Annotated in this window: 18 protein-coding genes and 1 tRNA gene; 5 read left to right on the plus strand and 14 right to left on the minus strand. The window is 60.4% G+C overall.

The window, feature by feature from the left end; all coding sequences use genetic code 11:
- The first annotated feature begins 95 nt into the window (after nt 1–95).
- Entirely contained in the window at nt 96–1,724 is a 1,629-nt protein-coding gene (glmM, locus tag BLO49_RS08340) for a phosphoglucosamine mutase (protein ID WP_342670332.1), read from the plus strand.
- Here glmM and BLO49_RS08345 read toward each other — a convergent pair.
- The gene (locus tag BLO49_RS08345) at nt 1,721–2,929 is read right to left on the minus strand and encodes an acetyltransferase domain-containing protein (RefSeq protein ID WP_245678943.1); all 1,209 of its coding nucleotides are present in this window, start codon (nt 2,927–2,929) and stop codon (nt 1,721–1,723) included. The genes glmM and BLO49_RS08345 overlap by 4 nt on opposite strands.
- 123 nt (nt 2,930–3,052) lie before the next feature.
- Between BLO49_RS08345 and BLO49_RS08350 the strand changes: the two genes are divergently transcribed.
- A complete protein-coding gene (locus BLO49_RS08350; protein ID WP_090646943.1) occupies nt 3,053–4,969 on the plus strand; it encodes a tetratricopeptide repeat protein in 1,917 nt (638 codons plus the stop codon).
- 42 nt (nt 4,970–5,011) lie between these two features.
- Here BLO49_RS08350 and fsa read toward each other — a convergent pair whose 3' ends face one another.
- A complete protein-coding gene (gene fsa, locus BLO49_RS08355; RefSeq protein WP_090646946.1) occupies nt 5,012–5,665 on the minus strand; it encodes a fructose-6-phosphate aldolase in 654 nt (217 codons plus the stop codon).
- Between the two features lie 110 nt (nt 5,666–5,775).
- On the opposite strand from fsa, the gene rimO reads away from it, so the two are divergent.
- Nucleotides 5,776–7,185, plus strand: coding sequence for a 30S ribosomal protein S12 methylthiotransferase RimO (rimO, locus tag BLO49_RS08360; protein ID WP_090646948.1), 1,410 nt, complete (start codon nt 5,776–5,778; stop codon nt 7,183–7,185).
- A gap of 65 nt (nt 7,186–7,250) precedes the next feature.
- Here rimO and BLO49_RS08365 read toward each other — a convergent pair whose 3' ends face one another.
- Together BLO49_RS08365 and BLO49_RS08370 are read right to left on the minus strand one after the other, a co-directional pair.
- Nucleotides 7,251–7,889: a CatB-related O-acetyltransferase gene (locus tag BLO49_RS08365; RefSeq protein WP_090646951.1), complete on the minus strand. Its 639-nt coding sequence runs from the start codon at nt 7,887–7,889 to the stop codon at nt 7,251–7,253.
- 10 nt (nt 7,890–7,899) lie between these two features.
- Nucleotides 7,900–8,418: a hypothetical protein gene (locus BLO49_RS08370; RefSeq protein ID WP_245678944.1), complete on the minus strand. Its 519-nt coding sequence runs from the start codon at nt 8,416–8,418 to the stop codon at nt 7,900–7,902.
- Nucleotides 8,419–8,746: 328 nt separating this feature from the next.
- Between BLO49_RS08370 and BLO49_RS08375 the strand changes: the two genes are divergently transcribed.
- Nucleotides 8,747–9,700 (plus strand): alpha/beta fold hydrolase, encoded by a 954-nt coding sequence (locus tag BLO49_RS08375; RefSeq protein ID WP_245678945.1) that lies wholly within the window; start codon nt 8,747–8,749, stop codon nt 9,698–9,700.
- 36 nt (nt 9,701–9,736) lie between these two features.
- A complete protein-coding gene (locus tag BLO49_RS08380) occupies nt 9,737–10,156 on the plus strand; it encodes an Hsp20 family protein (RefSeq protein WP_170828265.1) in 420 nt (139 codons plus the stop codon).
- A gap of 77 nt (nt 10,157–10,233) precedes the next feature.
- Here the strand turns inward: BLO49_RS08380 and ptsN are convergent, their stop codons facing one another.
- The 10 genes from ptsN to BLO49_RS08425 all read right to left on the minus strand — a co-directional run bounded on the left by ptsN (nt 10,234) and on the right by BLO49_RS08425 (nt 17,471).
- On the minus strand, nt 10,234–10,698 hold the full coding sequence (gene ptsN, locus BLO49_RS08385) for a PTS IIA-like nitrogen regulatory protein PtsN (protein ID WP_090646959.1): 465 nt from the start codon (nt 10,696–10,698) through the stop codon (nt 10,234–10,236).
- 184 nt (nt 10,699–10,882) lie between these two features.
- Nucleotides 10,883–11,497: a ribosome hibernation-promoting factor, HPF/YfiA family gene (gene hpf, locus BLO49_RS08390; protein ID WP_090646960.1), complete on the minus strand. Its 615-nt coding sequence runs from the start codon at nt 11,495–11,497 to the stop codon at nt 10,883–10,885.
- A 241-nt stretch (nt 11,498–11,738) separates the two neighbouring features.
- Complete coding sequence (gene rpoN, locus BLO49_RS08395) at nt 11,739–13,259, minus strand: RNA polymerase factor sigma-54 (protein ID WP_090646963.1); 1,521 nt, start codon at nt 13,257–13,259, stop codon at nt 11,739–11,741.
- Between the two features lie 168 nt (nt 13,260–13,427).
- Nucleotides 13,428–14,198, minus strand: coding sequence for an LPS export ABC transporter ATP-binding protein (gene lptB, locus BLO49_RS08400; protein WP_090646966.1), 771 nt, complete (start codon nt 14,196–14,198; stop codon nt 13,428–13,430).
- Between the two features lie 5 nt (nt 14,199–14,203).
- Complete coding sequence (gene lptA, locus BLO49_RS08405) at nt 14,204–14,695, minus strand: lipopolysaccharide transport periplasmic protein LptA (protein ID WP_090646968.1); 492 nt, start codon at nt 14,693–14,695, stop codon at nt 14,204–14,206.
- Nucleotides 14,696–14,734: 39 nt separating this feature from the next.
- A complete protein-coding gene (gene lptC / locus BLO49_RS08410; protein ID WP_090646971.1) occupies nt 14,735–15,433 on the minus strand; it encodes an LPS export ABC transporter periplasmic protein LptC in 699 nt (232 codons plus the stop codon).
- Nucleotides 15,434–15,456: 23 nt separating this feature from the next.
- Nucleotides 15,457–16,077 carry a ribonuclease D gene (locus BLO49_RS08415; protein WP_090647382.1) on the minus strand — a complete coding sequence of 207 codons (621 nt, stop codon included), beginning with the start codon at nt 16,075–16,077 and terminating at the stop codon, nt 15,457–15,459.
- 108 nt (nt 16,078–16,185) lie between these two features.
- Nucleotides 16,186–16,848, minus strand: coding sequence for a dienelactone hydrolase family protein (locus tag BLO49_RS08420; protein ID WP_090646974.1), 663 nt, complete (start codon nt 16,846–16,848; stop codon nt 16,186–16,188).
- Nucleotides 16,849–16,925: 77 nt separating this feature from the next.
- Nucleotides 16,926–17,072 carry a hypothetical protein gene (locus BLO49_RS18405; RefSeq protein WP_170828266.1) on the minus strand — a complete coding sequence of 49 codons (147 nt, stop codon included), beginning with the start codon at nt 17,070–17,072 and terminating at the stop codon, nt 16,926–16,928.
- A 323-nt stretch (nt 17,073–17,395) separates the two neighbouring features.
- Nucleotides 17,396–17,471: transfer RNA gene (locus BLO49_RS08425), tRNA-Ala, on the minus strand.
- Nucleotides 17,472–17,477: the final 6 nt, after the last annotated feature.

Here is a 17,477-nt window from a genome sequence, read left to right on the forward strand (position 1 = left end):
TGACGAGAAACGCCACACGTTTACGCAATAAATTAATTGCAAATTAGATGATGCAGGCTTATCAAGCCAGAAATCAGGCGCAAGGAGCCGGTCAGATGAGCGACAACAAGTGGGAAAAATTGCAGGCGGCCGTCAGCGCCTCCGGCATTTCCATCAAAGACGTGGCCGAAGCCGCCTCCATCGCCCAGAGCAGCATTTTCCGCGCCCTGAATGGTTCGACCAAGGCGCCGCGCCCCGAAACCGTCGACAAGCTTGAGGCCGCTTTCGTCGCGCTCCTGACCCAGAAGATGGCCGACTACCGCCAGGCCCTGTCAGTTTACGGCTATAACCCCATCCGCAACCGCAACGAAGAAATGGCCACCCATATGCCCGCCATGACCCAGACCCGCAAATATTTCGGCACCGATGGCATCCGCGGCCGGGCCAATACCTTCCCGATGACGGCCGAGGTCGCCTACCGCGTCGGCATGGCCGCCGGCAAGATGTTCATGTCGGAAACCGACCGCCGCCACCTGGTCGTCATCGGCAAGGATACACGCCTGTCGGGCTATATGATCGAGCCGGCCCTGGTGGCGGGCTTTACCTCTGTCGGCATGGATGTGCGCCTGTTCGGCCCCCTCCCCACCCCCGGCGTGGCGATGATGACCCGCTCGATGCGCGCCGATCTGGGGGTCATGATCTCCGCCTCGCACAACGCGTTCGCCGATAACGGTATCAAGCTGTTCGGCCCCGATGGCTACAAGCTCTCCGATGAGGTCGAGTTGGCTATCGAGGCGCGCATGGATGGCAATATTCTGGTCGGCGTGGCCGACCCGCACAAGCTCGGCCGCGTCGCCCGCGTCGATGACGCCCAGTGGCGCTATGTCGAAATCGCCAAGGCGACCTTCCCGCGCCACCTGACCCTGAATGGCCTGCGCATCGTACTCGATTGCGCCAATGGCGCCGCCTACAAGGTAGCCCCGCTGGCCCTTTATGAACTGGGCGCCGAGGTCTTCCCGCTGGGCGTGACGCCGGACGGCCTCAACATCAATGAAAAGTGCGGCTCAACCCAGCCGCAGGCCATGGCCCAGAAGGTCAAGGAACTGCGCGCCGATATCGGCATCGCGCTCGATGGCGACGCCGACCGCGTGGTGATCTGTGATGAACACGGCCAGATCGTCGATGGCGATCAGATCATGGCGATTGTCGCCGGTGCTTTGGCGCGCAAGGGCCTGCTCAAGGGCAACGGCCTGGTGGCCACGGTCATGTCGAACCTCGGCCTGGAACGCCACATGCAGAAGCTCGGCCTGTCGCTGGAGCGCACCAAGGTGGGTGACCGCTATGTCATGGAACGGATGCGCGAAGGCGGCTTCAATATCGGCGGCGAGCAATCCGGGCACGTCATCCTCAGCGACTACGCCACCACCGGCGACGGCCTGATCGCCGCGCTTCAGGTGCTGGCCGAGCGGGTCGAATCCGGCAAACCGATGAGCGAGCTTGGCCGCCAGTTCGACACAGTGCCGCAACTGCTGAAGAACGTGAAATACACCGGCCAGAACCCGATGGAACGCGAGGCGGTCAAGCAGGCCATCCGTGACGGTGAGGAAAAGCTGAAGGGTACCGGCCGTGTGCTGGTGCGCCCCTCCGGCACCGAGCCGCTGATCCGCGTCATGGCCGAAGGCGATGATGCGGAACAGGTCAAGGCCGTGGTCAATGCGATCGCCGAAACCATGGCGGGGGCTTAAAGATAGCTCAGCCACCATTGGCGATGCGTCATCCGGAAGCGGGCATAGGCGCGCGAAACCGGATAGAGCAGGCACAAGATCACCAGCCAGACGACATAGACCTGCCACAGGCTGATCCCCCAGCCATCCTTCGCCAGTTGGCCGGGATTGCCGAGAAAGTTGGCGAAATGCGCCGCCGGGATCCCCTGCACCAGGCCGAGCAACAGCGCCCCGCCATGGACGATATAGATGTGCAGCAGATAGGTCAGGAAAGGCGTCCGCCCGAAGGCCAGCAGCGGCAACTGGAACAGACGCGGCAGGTGCGTCAACGTCAGGCACAGGCACATGGCCAGGCCCAGCATCAGCAAAGTATAGTCGAGCGACGGCGGATATTTCGACACATTGAGGATATCGAGCACCATCAGGCCGGGATTGCTCTGCCATTCCCATGGGTTCTGATCGCCATAGAGATTGGGCAGGCGCAAAATCAGAAACAGCCCCAAAAAGCCGGCGGCCAGCAGGGTAATGGCACGGCGACGCGACAACGCCTCCAGTTGGAATATAAAGCCCAGTCCGTAACCCAGGCACATGATGCCGAGCCACGGGATCACCGGATAGACGATCATGCCGGGCAGGCTCCCCAGTCCGCCTGGCTCCATAGCCAGCCGCCAGATGACCTGGTCCGTGCCCTGCAGCGTTTCTGCTTTTACCCCGCCCAGCAGGCCATGTCCGGCGACCAGGGCAATGCCGATGATCAGCACCGAGCGCCCCGGCAGCCAGTGCAGCACCGCCATCAGGATCATCCCCACGCCAATGGCGAAGATCACCTGCAGGAAAAAGAACGGATAGCCGAAATTGAAGCCGAAACTGATCAGGGTGAGTTCAAGCGCGACCAGCCACAGGCCACGCGCCAGCAAATGGCCGGTGAGCCGCCATTCGGTCTTGCCGCGCGCCTGTTGCAGGAAGATCGAAACACCTGACAGAAACACGAAGGTCGGGGCGCACAGATGCGTGATCCAGCGCGTGAAAAAGAGGACCGGGGTCGTCTTTTCCAGGTCGAGCGGATCGAAGGCCAGCGCGTCCTTGTTGAAATAGTCACGCGTGTGATCCAGCACCATCAGGACCAGCACCAGCCCGCGCAGCAGGTCGATGATATCCAGACGGCGCGGCGCGTCCGTCTGGATCGGCGGCGGATCGGACTCGGCCCCAGCCTCACTCTCCGGCATAAGCATTCCCCCAATTATCGATAACACTGTATCGCAAAGCCCGGACTTGGCAAGCGGCTGCGGCATCGCTTGTGACATGCGCGCTCAGGTGGTATGGATTAACCAAAAAGAGGACGCGGCCCGATGAATTTGCAGGCACTTACAGGCCTTCTCGCCATGCTGTTCGTGGCCGGGACGGCATCGGCTCAAACAACGCCGCCCACAAATCCCGACAGCACAACGGTTATCGTCCAGGGTGAAAAGCCTGGCCGTCCGCATAACTGGCTCAAGGCGGAGAGCCCTCATTTCACCGTCTATAGCGATACCAGCCGCGGCCACGTCCGCGAACTGCTCGAAAATATGGAACGCTTTCGCTATGTGCTGAACACCTTGTCCCATATCGGCGAAGGCCCGGCCGGCGCGCCAAAATTTACCCTCTACTATCTCGCCGATGCCGAAGACCTCGCCATCGTCAATCCGGAGATGCCCAATCGGGCGGCCGGCCTTTATGAAGCCTGCGAAGAGGGCGTCCAGGGCTTTGCCGCCTATCGGCCAGGCCCGGCCTATGTGGAGCAAAATGCCGCCGAACAGCCTGAAAATGAAGGTCAGACCCTGATCTTCCAGGCCTATGCCCGCTATTTCTTCCGCAGCCATTTCCCGCAGCGCGCCCCGCTCTGGTATATCGAGGGCTATGCCCGCTATGTCTCGACCATGCGCTTCGAGGACAAGACGGCGATACTGGGCCTGCCGCCCTATTCGACGGATGCCTATCTGCGCGGTCTCGACATGCGTTATCCCAGCCGCCTCGATTACAAGGATGTGCTGAACGACAATGACTGGTTCAGCAACCGGCGTGGCGAGACCGGCGCCCTGCAAAATGACGTGGCGGCCAAACGCAACCGGCAGCGCGTCACGGATCAGGGACCGGCCGAACTGGCGCGCTCGGAAAACGGGCGCCTGGCCGCTGAATTTACCTCCCGCTCATGGCTCCTGACCCACTGGATTCTCTCATCGCCGGAGCGGGCGCAAAAGCTGGCAGCCTATGATGCCGCCGTTCAGGCCGGAGAGAGCCGCGTCGATGCATTCAGCCGCCTGTTTGGCAGCAGTGCGGTCAGCCTGGATGTGGTGTTGCGCAAATACCTGCTGAAAGAGCTCAAACCAGGCCGGATGGCCGTGCCTGGCCTGCCCTTGCCGGAGGTGACCTTTGACGACCTGCCGGCGTCAACTGAGAATCTGATGCTGGAAAATGCCGCCTTGCAGGGCTGTCCGTCAGCGGCGCATGGCCGCCGCCTGCTGAACGATATCCGCAATGAAGCGGCCAGGCATCCGGAGAATCCTGTCGCGCAGATAGCGCTCAGCCGCGCCGAAATGCTTTATGGCGATCCGCGCGCGGCCCTGCCATGGCTGCAAAAAACGGCGACGGCGAACCCCTCCGATTTTGAGGTCAGCTATCTTTTGGGGCGCGCCGAATTGAAACTGGCGGAAACAACGGACAATCCCGATGCCTATGAGGCCGCCGAAGCCGCTCTGACACAAGCCTCGGGTCTGGAGCCCAACTCGGCCGCCAATGCCTTCTGGTACTATCGCGCCCGTGCATCTGGCAATGACCATATCGATGCGGACGCCGCCGGCGCCGCCGTCATGGCCTGGAAGCTCGCGCCAGAGGTCGATGCCTATGTCTTCAATGCCGCGCTCGTTCATGCGCAATCCGGCGATATGGCGACAGCCACACGGCTTTTCAATCAACTCGCCAGTGATCCCCGTCCCGGTCCGTGGGCGAAACCGGCCAGGGACTGGCTGGCGCGTCTGAAAGCGGGTGCCGGCAAGGCTGATGTCCTGGCGGCAATCGTCGCGCCGGAGCGGCCCGATACGGGCTGGCATGGGCAGGTGGACTGGACCGTCAATACCACGGCTGTGCTCAGTGACGTGATCCGCCAGCAGGATGAGGATGACAAGCTGCGGATGCAGGCCAAGGCGTTCTGGGCACCGCCGGCTGACAATGCCACACCCCAGGGCGGTCAGGTCATGCCGAATGCCGCGCAGGAAAAAATCGGAGAGTAGGGCGCTCTCCGATTTGATGCCTTGTCGTTATTGGGGCGGTTCTTACAGGATGCTTTGACCGGTGCTCTTCCAGTCGGACAGGAAGGTTTCCAGGCCCTTGTCGGTCAGCGGATGCTTGAACATGTCGCGGAAGGTCTGCGGCGGCAGGGTGGCGCAGTCGGCGCCAGCAATGGCGGCCTGGGCGACGTGGGTGTTGTTGCGCAGAGAAGCCGCCAGAATTTCGGTATCGAAATCGTAGTTGTCATAGACGGCGCGGATGTCGTGGATCAATTGCATCCCGTCAGCGCCCTGGTCATCGAGACGGCCGACGAACGGCGAGATGTAGGTGGCGCCGGCCTTGGCGGCCAGCAGGGCCTGGGTGGCCGAGAAACACAGGGTGACATTGGTCATCAGGCCTTGCGCCGAGAATTCCTTGGTCGCCTTCAGGCCGTCGATGGTCAGCGGCACCTTGATGACCACGTTGGAGGCGATCTTGGCCAGCTTTTCGCCTTCCTTGATCATGGTGGCGGCGTCCGTGGCGGCGACCTCGGCCGAGATCGGGCCATCGCACATGCCGCAGATTTCCTTGATGACTTCAAGGATGTTGCGGCCGGACTTGGCGATCAGGGTCGGGTTGGTGGTGACGCCGTCGATCAGGCCGGTTTCCAGCAGTTCGGCAAGGATCTTGGTGTCGGCGGTATCGGCAAAAAGCAGCATGGGATTTTCCTGTTGCGGGCGCTGTTGAGGAATAAACTTTCAACCCGCGTAAAATTTCGGTATGGGAGGCTTAATCCCCATTCCCCCCAAAAAAGCAAGTTTTATCTGTAATGAGTGATGCCGTATTGAAACCGGATGCCCAGCCGAAAGTCGGTTTTGTCTCGCTCGGTTGTCCAAAGGCCCTGGTTGATTCCGAGCGCATTCTGACGCGCCTGAAGGGCGAGGGCTACGACACCTCGGCCTCCTATGCCGGTGCCGACGTCATTGTGGTCAATACCTGCGGCTTCCTCGATTCAGCCAAGGAAGAGAGCCTGAACGCCATCGGCGAGGCCCTGGCTGAAAACGGCAAGGTCATCGTCACCGGCTGCATGGGTGGCGAGGAAGACCTGATCCGTTCGCGCTTCCCCAATGTCGCCGCCGTCACCGGCGCGCACCAGTATGATGCGGTGATGGACGCCGTCCATAATGTGGTGCCGCCAAAGCCCGATCCCTTCCGCCCGCTGGTGCCGGAAGGCCCCGGTGTGCGCCTGACACCGAAGCACTATTCGTATCTGAAAATCTCCGAGGGCTGCGACCATCGCTGTTCCTTCTGCATTATCCCCTCTCTGCGCGGTGATCTGGCCTCGCGTCCGGTGGCGGATGTGCTGCGTGAAGCCGAGACCCTGGCCAGGGCGGGCGTCAAGGAACTGCTGGTCGTCTCGCAGGATACGTCGGCCTACGGTCTCGATATCAAGTATGCGCAGTCCGAATGGCGCGGCCAGAACTGGGACGCCAGCTTTGAAGACCTGGCGCGCGGGCTTGGCGAACTGGGCATCTGGGTGCGGATGCACTATGTATACCCCTATCCGCACGTCAATTCGGTCATTCCGCTGATGGCCGAGGGCAAGATCCTGCCCTATCTCGATATCCCCTTCCAGCACGCCTCGCCCAAGATCCTCAGGGCGATGAAGCGCCCCGGCAATCAGGAAAAGACGCTCGACCGCATCCTGTCGTGGCGCGAAATCTGCCCCGACCTGACCCTGCGCTCGACCTTCGTCGTCGGCTTCCCCGGCGAGACCGAGGCCGATTTCAACTTTCTGCTCGACTGGCTGGAAGCGGCGCAGATCGATCGCGTCGGCGCCTTCGCTTACGAAAACGTCGAGGGCGCGGCTGCCAAGCTGCTGCCCGATCATGTGCCGGAAGAGGTCAAGCAGGATCGCCTGGCCCGCTTCATGGCCGTGGCCTCGCGTATTTCGGCGCAAAAACTGGCCAACAAGGTGGGCCGCATCGAGGACTGTCTGGTCGACGACATCCGCAATGACGCCACCGCCATCGCCCGCACCCGCGGTGACGCGCCTGAAATCGACGGCCATATCTTCCTGAAGGGCTTCAATGGCCTGAAAGCCGGTGATCTGGTCAAGGCCAAGGTCACCAAGGCCGACGCCTATGACCTGTGGGGCGAACCCGAGGGTTTGATCAAGCTCAATCGCGTCCCCGGCGCCCGTCCCGTTCGACGCCATACGCTGATCTCGCGCATCTAACCTTGTACCTCCCCACCTATGGTGGGGAGGGGGACCGCACCCAAAGGGCGTGGTGGTGGGGTTTCTTACTTTACACTCCTTAAGGCTTCGATATCCGCGCCTTCGATGACGGCGAGGTTGGCTTCGATCCTGTCGATCGGCCAGTCCCACCAGGCAATGGCCATCAGGTCAGCGATCACTTCATCACTGAACCGCTGGCGGATCACCTGCGCCGGGTTGCCGCCGACAATGGTATAGGGTGCGACATCCTTCGTCACCACGGCACCGGAAGCGATGATCGCGCCCGAAGCGATTGTAACACCCGGCATGATCGTGGCGTTATGGCCGATCCAGACATCGTGCCCGACCACCGTGTCACGCGATGGCAGGTTGATATAGTCGATCATGGTTTCCGGCTTGAAGACGCGGAACGGATAGATCGAAAACCCGCCCATCGGATGATTGGCCGATGAGGTGATGAAGGTCGTGCCATGAGCGAACTGGCAGAATTTGCCAATCACCAGCTTTTCCTTGCTGATCGGGAAGAGGTAAGGCGCCAGGATCTGCGCCCAATTCGTCTGCGGCGTAAAATTCGACGCATAGGAATAGGCCCCGACCGTGATACGCGGATGGTCTATGACATTTTGCAGATAGACCGTGTTGGTGATCACCGTGCCATCGGGCGCGGTGATCGGATGGACAGCATCCATATTGAGAAGCGGCATTTGAAATCCCTCAGAACTTCGCGGTCAGGCGACGCGACAGGCGGGCCTTGATGCGCGCCAAAGCGGTTTCGGAGGCGGGACGGATGAAGTCGTACCCGATATCCGCCCAGTCGGGATCATCCTTCTCATAACCCAGGCGCGGCAGGATTTCGAGCGAGGTCACGAACGCCTGGGTGCGATAAGGCAGAAGCACGCCACCATTGGCCGTCTGATGCGCCTTGGCTTCCTCGTAATTACGGAACCAGTGATTGATCGAGTCCTTCAGGCCGGGGGCTGCGAAGATTTCGGAGAAATCGACCTCTTCGGCGGCATTTTTCAGCGCTGTCCAGGTCGGGAAGCCGGCCTCATGGGCGATGACGGTCAGGGCGTGCTTCAGTTGCAGGCCGGCCGGTGCATTTTCCAGACGGCTGAAACGCGTCCGCGCGGTCGCGTCATCGGCGCGCACGGCTTTCAGCAGCCTGGCGGCGTCGCGTTTGTAGGTGTCTATGGATTTGAGATCATGCGCGGCGTTTTTAGCCATTTTGGGCATGGGAAGTCTCCTTTGTACAAAGGCTTTTCCCCATCCCGGAAAGCCACAAAAGAGCGGATTATGTGTAGCAAATCTCTTGCAACAGGAGGACGCAAACGTCTTTCGCGGGGCTGAGCCGTCCTGCCGGCTCAAGGGCCTTTTTATTCGTCTTGCTTGGAAAAAGCAAGACGGTCGAAGCGCCGCAACGGCGGCGGCGGGCAGTCGCCCTTGCCAAAGCCATAAGGCTTTGGAGATCATTACCCTCATGTTTGCATTTTTTTCATGATTGGCGCGTGAAGTGATGTTAAGATTTTGCGACAGCGTACCCAAAAAAAATCGGGCGGGCAGATTGATCAATCTCAAAGAGACGCTTCAGACCTTCAGTCACGGGCATGATGTCATGTCTCCGGTCTCCGGCGCTTTGAAGAAAGGCCCGCTCTATCACGATCGCTGGTGGCTGACCGAGGACGGTCTGCGCCTCTATGCCCGCGACTATCCCGCCGCCGCCGGGCGGGTGCGCCTGCCGGTCATCTGCCTGCATGGCCTGACGCGCAATTCCAGCGATTTCGAAGAGGTGGCGCCCTATATTGCCGCACTCGACCGCCGCGTCATCGTGCCCGACCTGCGTGGCCGAGGCCTGTCGGAAAATGATCCCGACGTCGCCAATTACCACCTGTGGACCTACGCCAAGGATATTCTCGACCTGTGCGACGCCCTAGGCATAGGCCGGGCGGTCTTTATCGGCAATTCCATGGGCGGACTGGTGGCCATGGTGCTGTCTACCCTGCGGCCCAACCTGATCCAGGCGGCGGTGCTGAATGACATCGGCCCGACGCTGGCGCCAAAGGGACAGGCGCGGATTTCGGCCCTGGCGGCCATGCAGCGCCGCGCCATGCGCAACTGGCAGGACGCCAGCGCCTTCATTGCCGAACAGTATCGGCTGGTTTTTCCCGATAATACGACGGCGGACTGGCTGAAATTTGCCCGGCGCGTCTTCCGCAAGGGCCGGGATGGCAATCTGCACTTGGCCTACGATCCGCGTATTACCGACGCCTTCAAGACCCTGACCATGGACTCACCGGCCTATGACCTGGCGCCCTGCTATGCCAGCCTGGCGCACGGCCGCCCGATATTGCTGATCCGCGGCGCCTTGTCGGACGTGCTCGATGCCCTTGAGGCGAAGAAGATGGTGGTCTCGAACGAGGTCTCGCGCGTCGATATCGACCGGGTCGGCCACGCCCCCCTGCTCACCGAACCGCAGGCGCGCGCCGCCATCACCGAATTCCTTGAATCGCAAGCCTAGAACGCCCATATCGCTACCATAAATGCGAGGGTGCTGATGACGCGGACCGTGATTTTTGACAGCCCGTTTTTGCTGGGTTTTGACGATATGCGGCTGCTGATCGACCGCGTCGGGCGCAGCCATGACAATTACCCGCCCTATAATGTCGAATCCTTAAGCCCGGACCATATCCGCATCAGTATTGCCGTAGCCGGCTTTACCGCCGATCAGTTACGCATCGAAGTGCGCGGTGCCCACCTCACCGTCTCTGCCACACGCGATCGCGCCGGCGAAGCACCAGACCGCGACTATCTGCACCGCGGCATCGCCCTGCGCGGCTTCAACCGTGCCTTCGTACTGAGCGACGGACTGGAAATCACCGGCGCCAGCCTGGCCTATGGCCTGCTGCATATCGACCTTGTCCGCCCCAAACCCAGCGACGAGGTCCGGATCATTCCGATAGAAGTGATGGGATAGGAAATTCCAAAATTCATTCTTTGAATTTTGGCAAGCGTGACCGCGCGCCGCACATGTTTGCGCGTAATCTCTTACAATTAAGCCGCGTTGCTGTCGGCGATATCGGTCAGGATAGCGTAGATGGCGTCCGGATTTTCCATCTTGCGCAACTGTTCGCGCAGGTCTTTCTGGCGCAGCAGGCGCGACACCTTGGCCAGGGCCCTCAGATGCTCAGTGCCGGCATTTTCCGGCGCTAGTAGGGCGAAGATCAGATCAACCGGCATGTCATCGATGGAATCGTAATCGACCGGCGCATCGAGGCGCACGAAGATGCCGTGCATCCGGTCCAGCCCGGCCAGAGCAGCGTGCGGCACGGCCACGCCCATGCCCACGCCGGTGGAGCCCAGTTTTTCGCGTTCCAGCAGGGCCTGATGCACCTCGGCCGCTTCCAGGCCCAACTGGCGCGCCGCCACGTCTGCCACCATCTGAAGGGCCTGACGCTTGGAATTGACACTGACATTGCCAAGAATGGCGTGCCGGTCCAGCAGGGTGGTCAAAAACATAGTGTATCCGTGGTCGACATGACTGGCTCCCCCTCAGCCTGGGCCACTGCGGCCCGCAAGGCGACGGGGCGCGCGATGCCCGCCTGCCATAGAGAAGAGACACCCGAAGGTCAACCCATCTCAATCGGCGGGCGTTCACCGCGCAAACGGCCCCGTCTTTTGTTTTTTCCCCGGATACTCAGTCTTACTGGGTGGTCACTTTTGCGCGCGTGCGCTCCGGATCGATCCAGCCGATATTACCATCCGGTCGTCGATATATGACAGACAGACCGCCATGGGCGGCATTGCGGAACATAATCGCCGGATAGTTGGAAAGTTCCATTTCCGCCACCGCCACCGAGACGGTCATGGTGCGCAGCGCCGTTTCGGTTTCGGCAATGATCATGGAATGCGGCGGCGATGAGTGGTCCATGCCGTCGTCCAGCTCGATCTCCGCTTCATCGTCGCCATCAAAGGCGCGCAGGACCGTTACGTTGGCGGTCTCTTCCTTGACCGGCGTACCGTTGTGATGCTGCTTCAATCGTCGCTTATAGCGCCGGACGCGCTTCTCCATATTGTCGAGCGTACCGTCAAAGGCCGAATGGGCATCGCCGCCAAACGCGTGCGCTATAAGCGTCTGGCCGGAAGCGAGCCTGACCCAGCAATCCGCCTTGAACAAATGCCCCTGCTTCGAGATGGTCACTTCGGCGTCCCCGCCGCGTTCAAAATATTTGGCGATACCTGAAGTAAGCTCGGTTTCAATGCGCGCGCGCAAGGCGTCACCGACTTCGACCTGTTTTCCACTGACTTGGATTTGCATAGCGATATGTCGCTCCGTTCTTAAAACAAAAAGAACTTCGTCGCCGATCTGGAGGGGCCGGCGGCAATGGGCACCCGGACGTATTTCACGGGTACAAGGACGACTGTACGCCGACTGGCGGGGATGCAAAATCAAGAATTTGTGTAGCGAATTAACCCGCATTCACCTTGATTATTATCAGCAAATTACAGGTCAGAGCGCATTATGCCGCCGGTTGATACCCCTGTCGGGCGAAACCGGATCAGCGAATTTGACGCTTGCGTTCGACGCTCGACGGAATGCGCAGGGCCTCCCGATACTTGGCCACGGTCCGTCGGGCGATATCCACGCCGGCCTCTTTCAGAATTTCGACGATGCGGTCATCGGAAAGGATTTCGCCGGATGCTTTTTCGCCATCGATCAGGGTCTTGATCTTGTGGCGTACCGCTTCGGCCGAATGCGCCGAGGTGCCGTCATTCGAGGCGATCGAGGAGGTAAAGAAGAACTTCAGCTCGAAGACGCCACGCGGCGTGGCGACATACTTGTTGGAGGTGACGCGCGAAATGGTCGATTCGTGCATCCCCACGGCGTCGGCCACGGTTTTCAGGTTCAGCGGCCGCAGATATTCGACGCCATAGACGAAGAAGGCGTCCTGCTGGCGGACGATTTCGGCCGAAACCTTGAGGATGGTGCGCGCCCGCTGATCCAGGCTCTTGATCAGCCAGTTGGCCTGGCTCAGGCAGTCATTCAGATAGGATTTTTCGGATTCGGAACGGGCCGAAGTCGCCACTTTGGCGTGATATTTCTGATCGACCAGGACGCGCGGCAGGGTGTCGGAATTAAGATCGATGCGCCAGCCGCCATTGGCATCCGGCCGCACGAAGACATCCGGCACCACGGTCTGCGACGGCTCGGCGCCGTAGGCGGCCCCCGGACGCGGATTGAGCGATTTCAGCTCGGCGATCATCTCGCTGAGATCTTCCTCATCGACACCGCACACCTTGCGCAGGGCCGAGAGATCACGGCGGGCCAGCAGTTCGAGATTGTCGATCAGCGCCGCCATGGCCGGATCGAAACGATTGCGCTCGATCAGTTGCAGCTTGAGGCATTCCGGCACGCTGGTGGCCATGATGCCCGTCGGCTCGAAGCCCTGACAGGCGGTCAGCACCTTTTCCACAAGGGCCAGTTCGCAGCCAAGACGATCGGCGATTTCAGCCAGAGGCACCCGCATATAGCCGGCCTCATCGACGGCATCGATCAATATCTGCGCAATCGCCATTTCCGGCGCACTGAAATGGGCGATCAGCGCCTGGTCGGTCAGGTGTTCGGTGAGCGTTTTTTCGCGCGTCAGCGCCCGCTCCATGTCCTCGTCGCCATCGAAGCTGCCACCGCCCTTGCCGGCCTTGGACCAGTCGACCATCGGCCCTTCATTGGAGTCAGAAACCACCGATTCGCGTTCGCGCACCACCGGTTCATCATCGCCATAGACATCGGAGGCTGAGGCGTCGAGATCGGAATTGGCGGCGATGGTGTCGCGGTCACCGAGTTCCAGTTCGCGGGATTCCCCGCTGTCGGCCGCCTGCGCGTGGGCGTCGGCGTCGTTGCCCTCACCCACAGGGTCGCTGTCATCACGCTGCAACAGCGGATTGCGCTCCAGTTCGGTTTCGATCACCGCCTCAAGCTCAAGGTTCGACAATTGCAGCAGCTTGATCGCCTGCTGCAACTGGGGGGTGATGACCAGCCCCTGCCCCTGCTTGAGTTCTAATCTTTGACCGAGCGCCATTACCGACCTTTAGAGATTTCGGACCATACTGACCGCAAATCGTCTATATTTCTTTAGCTTCGGCAATTTTTGCGGAAACCGGACGAGAACATGTCCGGCATTGTGCGTTAACAAGTGCTGTCGAATGGTTAACAGTGGGCCATAATCGGCAAATTATGCCCAGCGAATCTAGGAATTGAAGGATTCGCCGAGATAGACGCGCTTCACTTCCGGATCGTGGGTGATTTCATCCGCGGTGCCTTCAAAGAGCACCTCGCCCGAATGGATGATCGAGGCGCGATCCACCAGGTCGAGCGTTTCGCGGACATTGTGATCGGTGATCAGGATGCCGATGCCGCGACTTTTCAGGTACATGACCACTTCGCGGATATCGGAAATGGCCAGCGGGTCGATACCGGCGAACGGCTCATCGAGCAGCATGAAGGACGGCTTGCCGGCGAGCGCCCGGGCGATTTCCACCCGTCGGCGCTCCCCGCCCGAAAGCGCTGTGGCCGGCGAATGGCGGATATGGGTGATGCGCAGTTCTTCGAGCAGGCGGTTGACGTCGTCACGGACCTTGTTCGGGTCTTTTTCGTTCAGTTCGAGTACGGCGAGAATATTCTGTTCCACCGACATGCCGCGAAAGATCGAGGCTTCCTGCGGCAGGTAACCCAGTCCCATGCGGGCACGCTGGTACATCGGCTGGTAGGTGATATCCTGGCCATCGAGCTTGATTGTGCCGTAATCGGCCTCGATCAGCCCGGTAATCATGTAGAAGCAGGTGGTCTTGCCCGCGCCGTTCGGCCCCAGCAGTCCCACGACCTCGCCGCGTCCCAGCCTGAGGCTGACACTCTTGACGACGGCGCGTTCCTTGTACGTCTTGCCGATTCCCTCGACGACGATACCTTCATTTTCAGCATCGACGCTGATGGAGGAATGCAGTTCTTCGACAGCCAGCATAAGACCTACTTCTTGTCCGGATAGATGATCGCCTTGACGCGGCCGGTACCGGCATCGAAAGTGGTGGTCTTCTGTGTCAGGTTATAGACCAGCCGCGTGCCGGTGGTGACGTTCTGGTTCTGCGTCAGGATGACATCACCGGTCAGGACCATATCGTCCGTCGCCTTGGTATAGACGGCCTGGTCGCCCTTCATGGTGCTGTCCGGCGTCACGTAATAGACATTGCCGGTGGCGACGATGGTGACCACCTCGCCGAAGCCCCGGCCATTTGGGCCAGCCTGGCGGGTGATGACCACCTTGTCGGCGCGCAGACGGGCATTGTCCTGAATGATCTCCACCCGGCCGACGAGCGTCTGGGTATGGGCCAGTTCATCCATATGCATGGAATCGCCGCCGACCATGACGGGACCGCCCTCGCTCGACACTTGGGCCTGCGCGCCGCCCGTTGCAATAATACCGGCCGCGATCAGCGCCGTCACAACCGTTTGCTTTTTCATACCGTCTTTGTCCCTTTGAGAGCCGGTCCGTTTGAAGGGCTACTGTTCAGTTATCGTGGCCCAGGCCTTGGTGTCACCGCGTCCCTTGATGTCCAGTGAGTGGCCATTGTCGGAAACCAGGAAGGATTCCCCCACTATATGCCCCGCCGAACCGTTTCCATCAACGTGTTTGTCGCCATAGACAATGGATTTATCCATGTCCACCACCGCCTGCTCGGTCCGGAGGACGAAATCCGATCCGCCGGCCGCGATCACCACATGGCCGGTCAGGGTGAACTTGTTGGTGGTCTGGTCAAAGACGCCATTGGCCGCCGAAACCCGGGTCGGGTTTTCGACATCGCTGCTCTTGAATTCCATGCTGGGCGCCTTGAGCGAAATCGTCGTAGCGTTCATGCCCTTGCGCACGGCTTCCAGCCCGCTGATCGTATAGCGGTCGCCATTGCTGCCCTGGCCGTAATAGCGCGGATTGGTGTAGCGGATTTCGTTCAGATTGCCGTTGTAGACATTCATTGAATTGATGATGGTCTGCGCCACGATCCAGCCGACATTGAACAGGCCGAGCGCGATGATTAAGCCCGGCAGCAGGCGGCGCAAAAGATGGATCAGGCGCGAACGCCGGCGTACCGCCGCCACCTGTTGCGCCAGGCGTACGCGACGATCGGCGGCTTCGGCCTCTATGTCGATCGGCGCCGCTATCCCTAAGGGCTGCAACGGCGCGTTAAGCTCGGTCAGGGTCATAAGAGCGCTTTTAATTATGGGGGCTACGCCCAGCTATGCGCGAAGATATCGCAATCTTCCCAGCCTGCCAAATCGAGTTTGACGCGGTGCGGCAAAAATTCCATCGCAGCCTTCGCCAAGTGCTCGCGGCCTTCGCGCACCAGCATGGCGTCGAGCTTTTCCTTGAGCGCGTGCAGGTGCAGCACATCCGAAGCGGCATAGGCCAGTTGCTCGGCCGAAAGCGTGGCCTGGCCCCAGTCTGAGCTTTGCTGCGCCTTGGAGAGATCGACCGCCAGCAGTTCGCGGGTCAGGTCTTTCAGGCCGTGGCGATCGGTATAGGTGCGCGCCAGCTTGGAGGCGATCTTGGTGCAGTAAACCGGCGCGGTGGTAACGCCCAGATGCAGCTCGAACATGCCGATATCGAAGCGGCCGAAGTGGAACAACTTGAGCACCTTCGGATCGGCCAGCAGGCGCTTCAGATTCGGGCAGTTATAATCGGGGCGGCTCATGCGCACGACATGGGCGTGGCCGTCACCGGAAGACAATTGCACTACGCACAAGGGATCGCGCCGGAAACGCAGGCCCATGGTCTCGGAATCAATGGCGACGGACGATCCCAGATCGAGCCCGTCGGGCAGGTCGCCCTCGTGGTAAAATACGGTCAAAATACATGCCTTCTTTTTGGCCTCTTCTTTGGCCATCTCGCCAGGACGGTTAATGACGCCCCTTTTGTGGGATTTGGCCTAATCCCAAAAAACGGAAAGGTCAATCAGCTACAGCCTAGCGCGCAGGAAAGCCATCATCCGCATCCATGCCTGCTCGGAGGCTTCCGCATTATAGACTTCCGGGCGGGTTTTGTTAAAGAAGGCATGGTCGGCGTCGTAGCTGTAGACTACCGGCGGATTGCCGGCCTTCGTCATGGCGGCTTCGAGACCAGCCACCACGGCCGGCGTTACCCAGTCATCCTTCCGGCCGAAATGGCCCTGGAAGGGGATTTTGATATCGGCCGGATCGGCGAAGGCTTTCGGCGGCACGCCATAGAAGCAGACGGCCGCCTTGAAGCCTTCCAGACGGGCCGCAGCCCCTATGGTCAGCGCCCCACCCATGCAGAAGCCCATGACAGCAACCGACGGATTGATGGTTTTCAGGTAATCGAGCGCCGCGGCAATATCCTCATGAACGGCGCCGGGGAAATCCAGACCATTCATCATATGGCTGGCCTCATCGGCATCAGCGGCAATGCGGCCATGATAGAGATCGGGCGCCAGGGCATTGAAGCCCTCGAACTCGAAGCGATCGACGATCGACTTGATGTGATCGTTCAGGCCCCACCATTCCTGGATGACGATGACGCAGGGCCGAGACTTGTCGATATCGGACAGATAAGCGTCAAGATGACCGCCATCGGCGCGATTGAGTGTGATCATGCGGCCCATCGGCGGCTCCTTTGCTGCGTTACCGGGTTCGTCTTACACCCGAAATGCCGCCATTGAAAAGCCGGGAGGCGCGGTGATCAGCGCAGGTTGAGCGGCTGGCGCGGGGTTTCGCTGTCAGCGCGATGGCGCGGCGTCGCCATGGCCGAAACGAAGGCTGCGGCACATTGGGCAGGCGCGCAGGCCCGGGCGGCGGAAATCCAGTTTACGGCGTCGATCTTCTGCATGATGCGTATCCTCAGGCGGCTCTGCGGCCGACCTCAACTATGAACCTGTCTGTTGTTTATAGCGGATAATTGTCAAGATTCGATGATGAAGACCTGAATCAGGCATTAACCCTGCCGGACGCGGGCAATAAAAAACCCGCCGCACGATAGTCGTGGGGGCGGGTGTTTTATTGGTGGAGCATAGCGGAGTGATGCGCCGCGCTTTACGCGGCTTACCCCTTCGGGGCGCCCTTAGCGTCGCTCGCCCTTTCGGGTCTCGCCGAACCGCGCGGTTCGATCCAATCCAACCAATAAAAAACCCGCCACAAGGGCGGGTGTTTTATTGGTGGAGCATAGCGGAGTCGAACCGCTGACCTCTTGCATGCCATGCAAGCGCTCTACCAGCTGAGCTAATGCCCCATCTTT

It is taken from the genome of Asticcacaulis taihuensis (genome assembly GCF_900100255.1).
GTDB classification, from domain to species: Bacteria; Pseudomonadota; Alphaproteobacteria; order Caulobacterales; family Caulobacteraceae; genus Asticcacaulis; species Asticcacaulis taihuensis.

Bases quoted from the DNA above. Each gene is read 5' to 3' on its own strand.
- glmM (WP_342670332.1), top strand. From the start codon at position 96: ATGAGCGACAACAAGTGGGAAAAATTGCAGGCGGCCGTCAGCGCCTCC.
- lptC (WP_090646971.1), bottom strand. From the start codon at position 15,433: ATGACCCTGACCGAGCTTAACGCGCCGTTGCAGCCCTTAGGGATAGCG.
- rpoN (WP_090646963.1), bottom strand. From the start codon at position 13,259: ATGGCGCTCGGTCAAAGATTAGAACTCAAGCAGGGGCAGGGGCTGGTC.
- BLO49_RS08350 (WP_090646943.1), top strand. From the start codon at position 3,053: ATGAATTTGCAGGCACTTACAGGCCTTCTCGCCATGCTGTTCGTGGCC.
- BLO49_RS08370 (WP_245678944.1), bottom strand. From the start codon at position 8,418: ATGCCCAAAATGGCTAAAAACGCCGCGCATGATCTCAAATCCATAGAC.
- hpf (WP_090646960.1), bottom strand. From the start codon at position 11,497: ATGCAAATCCAAGTCAGTGGAAAACAGGTCGAAGTCGGTGACGCCTTG.
- BLO49_RS08420 (WP_090646974.1), bottom strand. From the start codon at position 16,848: ATGGGCCGCATGATCACACTCAATCGCGCCGATGGCGGTCATCTTGAC.
- lptA (WP_090646968.1), bottom strand. From the start codon at position 14,695: ATGAAAAAGCAAACGGTTGTGACGGCGCTGATCGCGGCCGGTATTATT.
- lptB (WP_090646966.1), bottom strand. From the start codon at position 14,198: ATGCTGGCTGTCGAAGAACTGCATTCCTCCATCAGCGTCGATGCTGAA.
- fsa (WP_090646946.1), bottom strand. From the start codon at position 5,665: ATGCTGCTTTTTGCCGATACCGCCGACACCAAGATCCTTGCCGAACTG.
- rimO (WP_090646948.1), top strand. From the start codon at position 5,776: ATGAGTGATGCCGTATTGAAACCGGATGCCCAGCCGAAAGTCGGTTTT.
- ptsN (WP_090646959.1), bottom strand. From the start codon at position 10,698: ATGTTTTTGACCACCCTGCTGGACCGGCACGCCATTCTTGGCAATGTC.
- BLO49_RS18405 (WP_170828266.1), bottom strand. From the start codon at position 17,072: ATGCAGAAGATCGACGCCGTAAACTGGATTTCCGCCGCCCGGGCCTGC.
- BLO49_RS08345 (WP_245678943.1), bottom strand. From the start codon at position 2,929: ATGCCGGAGAGTGAGGCTGGGGCCGAGTCCGATCCGCCGCCGATCCAG.
- BLO49_RS08365 (WP_090646951.1), bottom strand. From the start codon at position 7,889: ATGCCGCTTCTCAATATGGATGCTGTCCATCCGATCACCGCGCCCGAT.
- BLO49_RS08380 (WP_170828265.1), top strand. From the start codon at position 9,737: ATGACGCGGACCGTGATTTTTGACAGCCCGTTTTTGCTGGGTTTTGAC.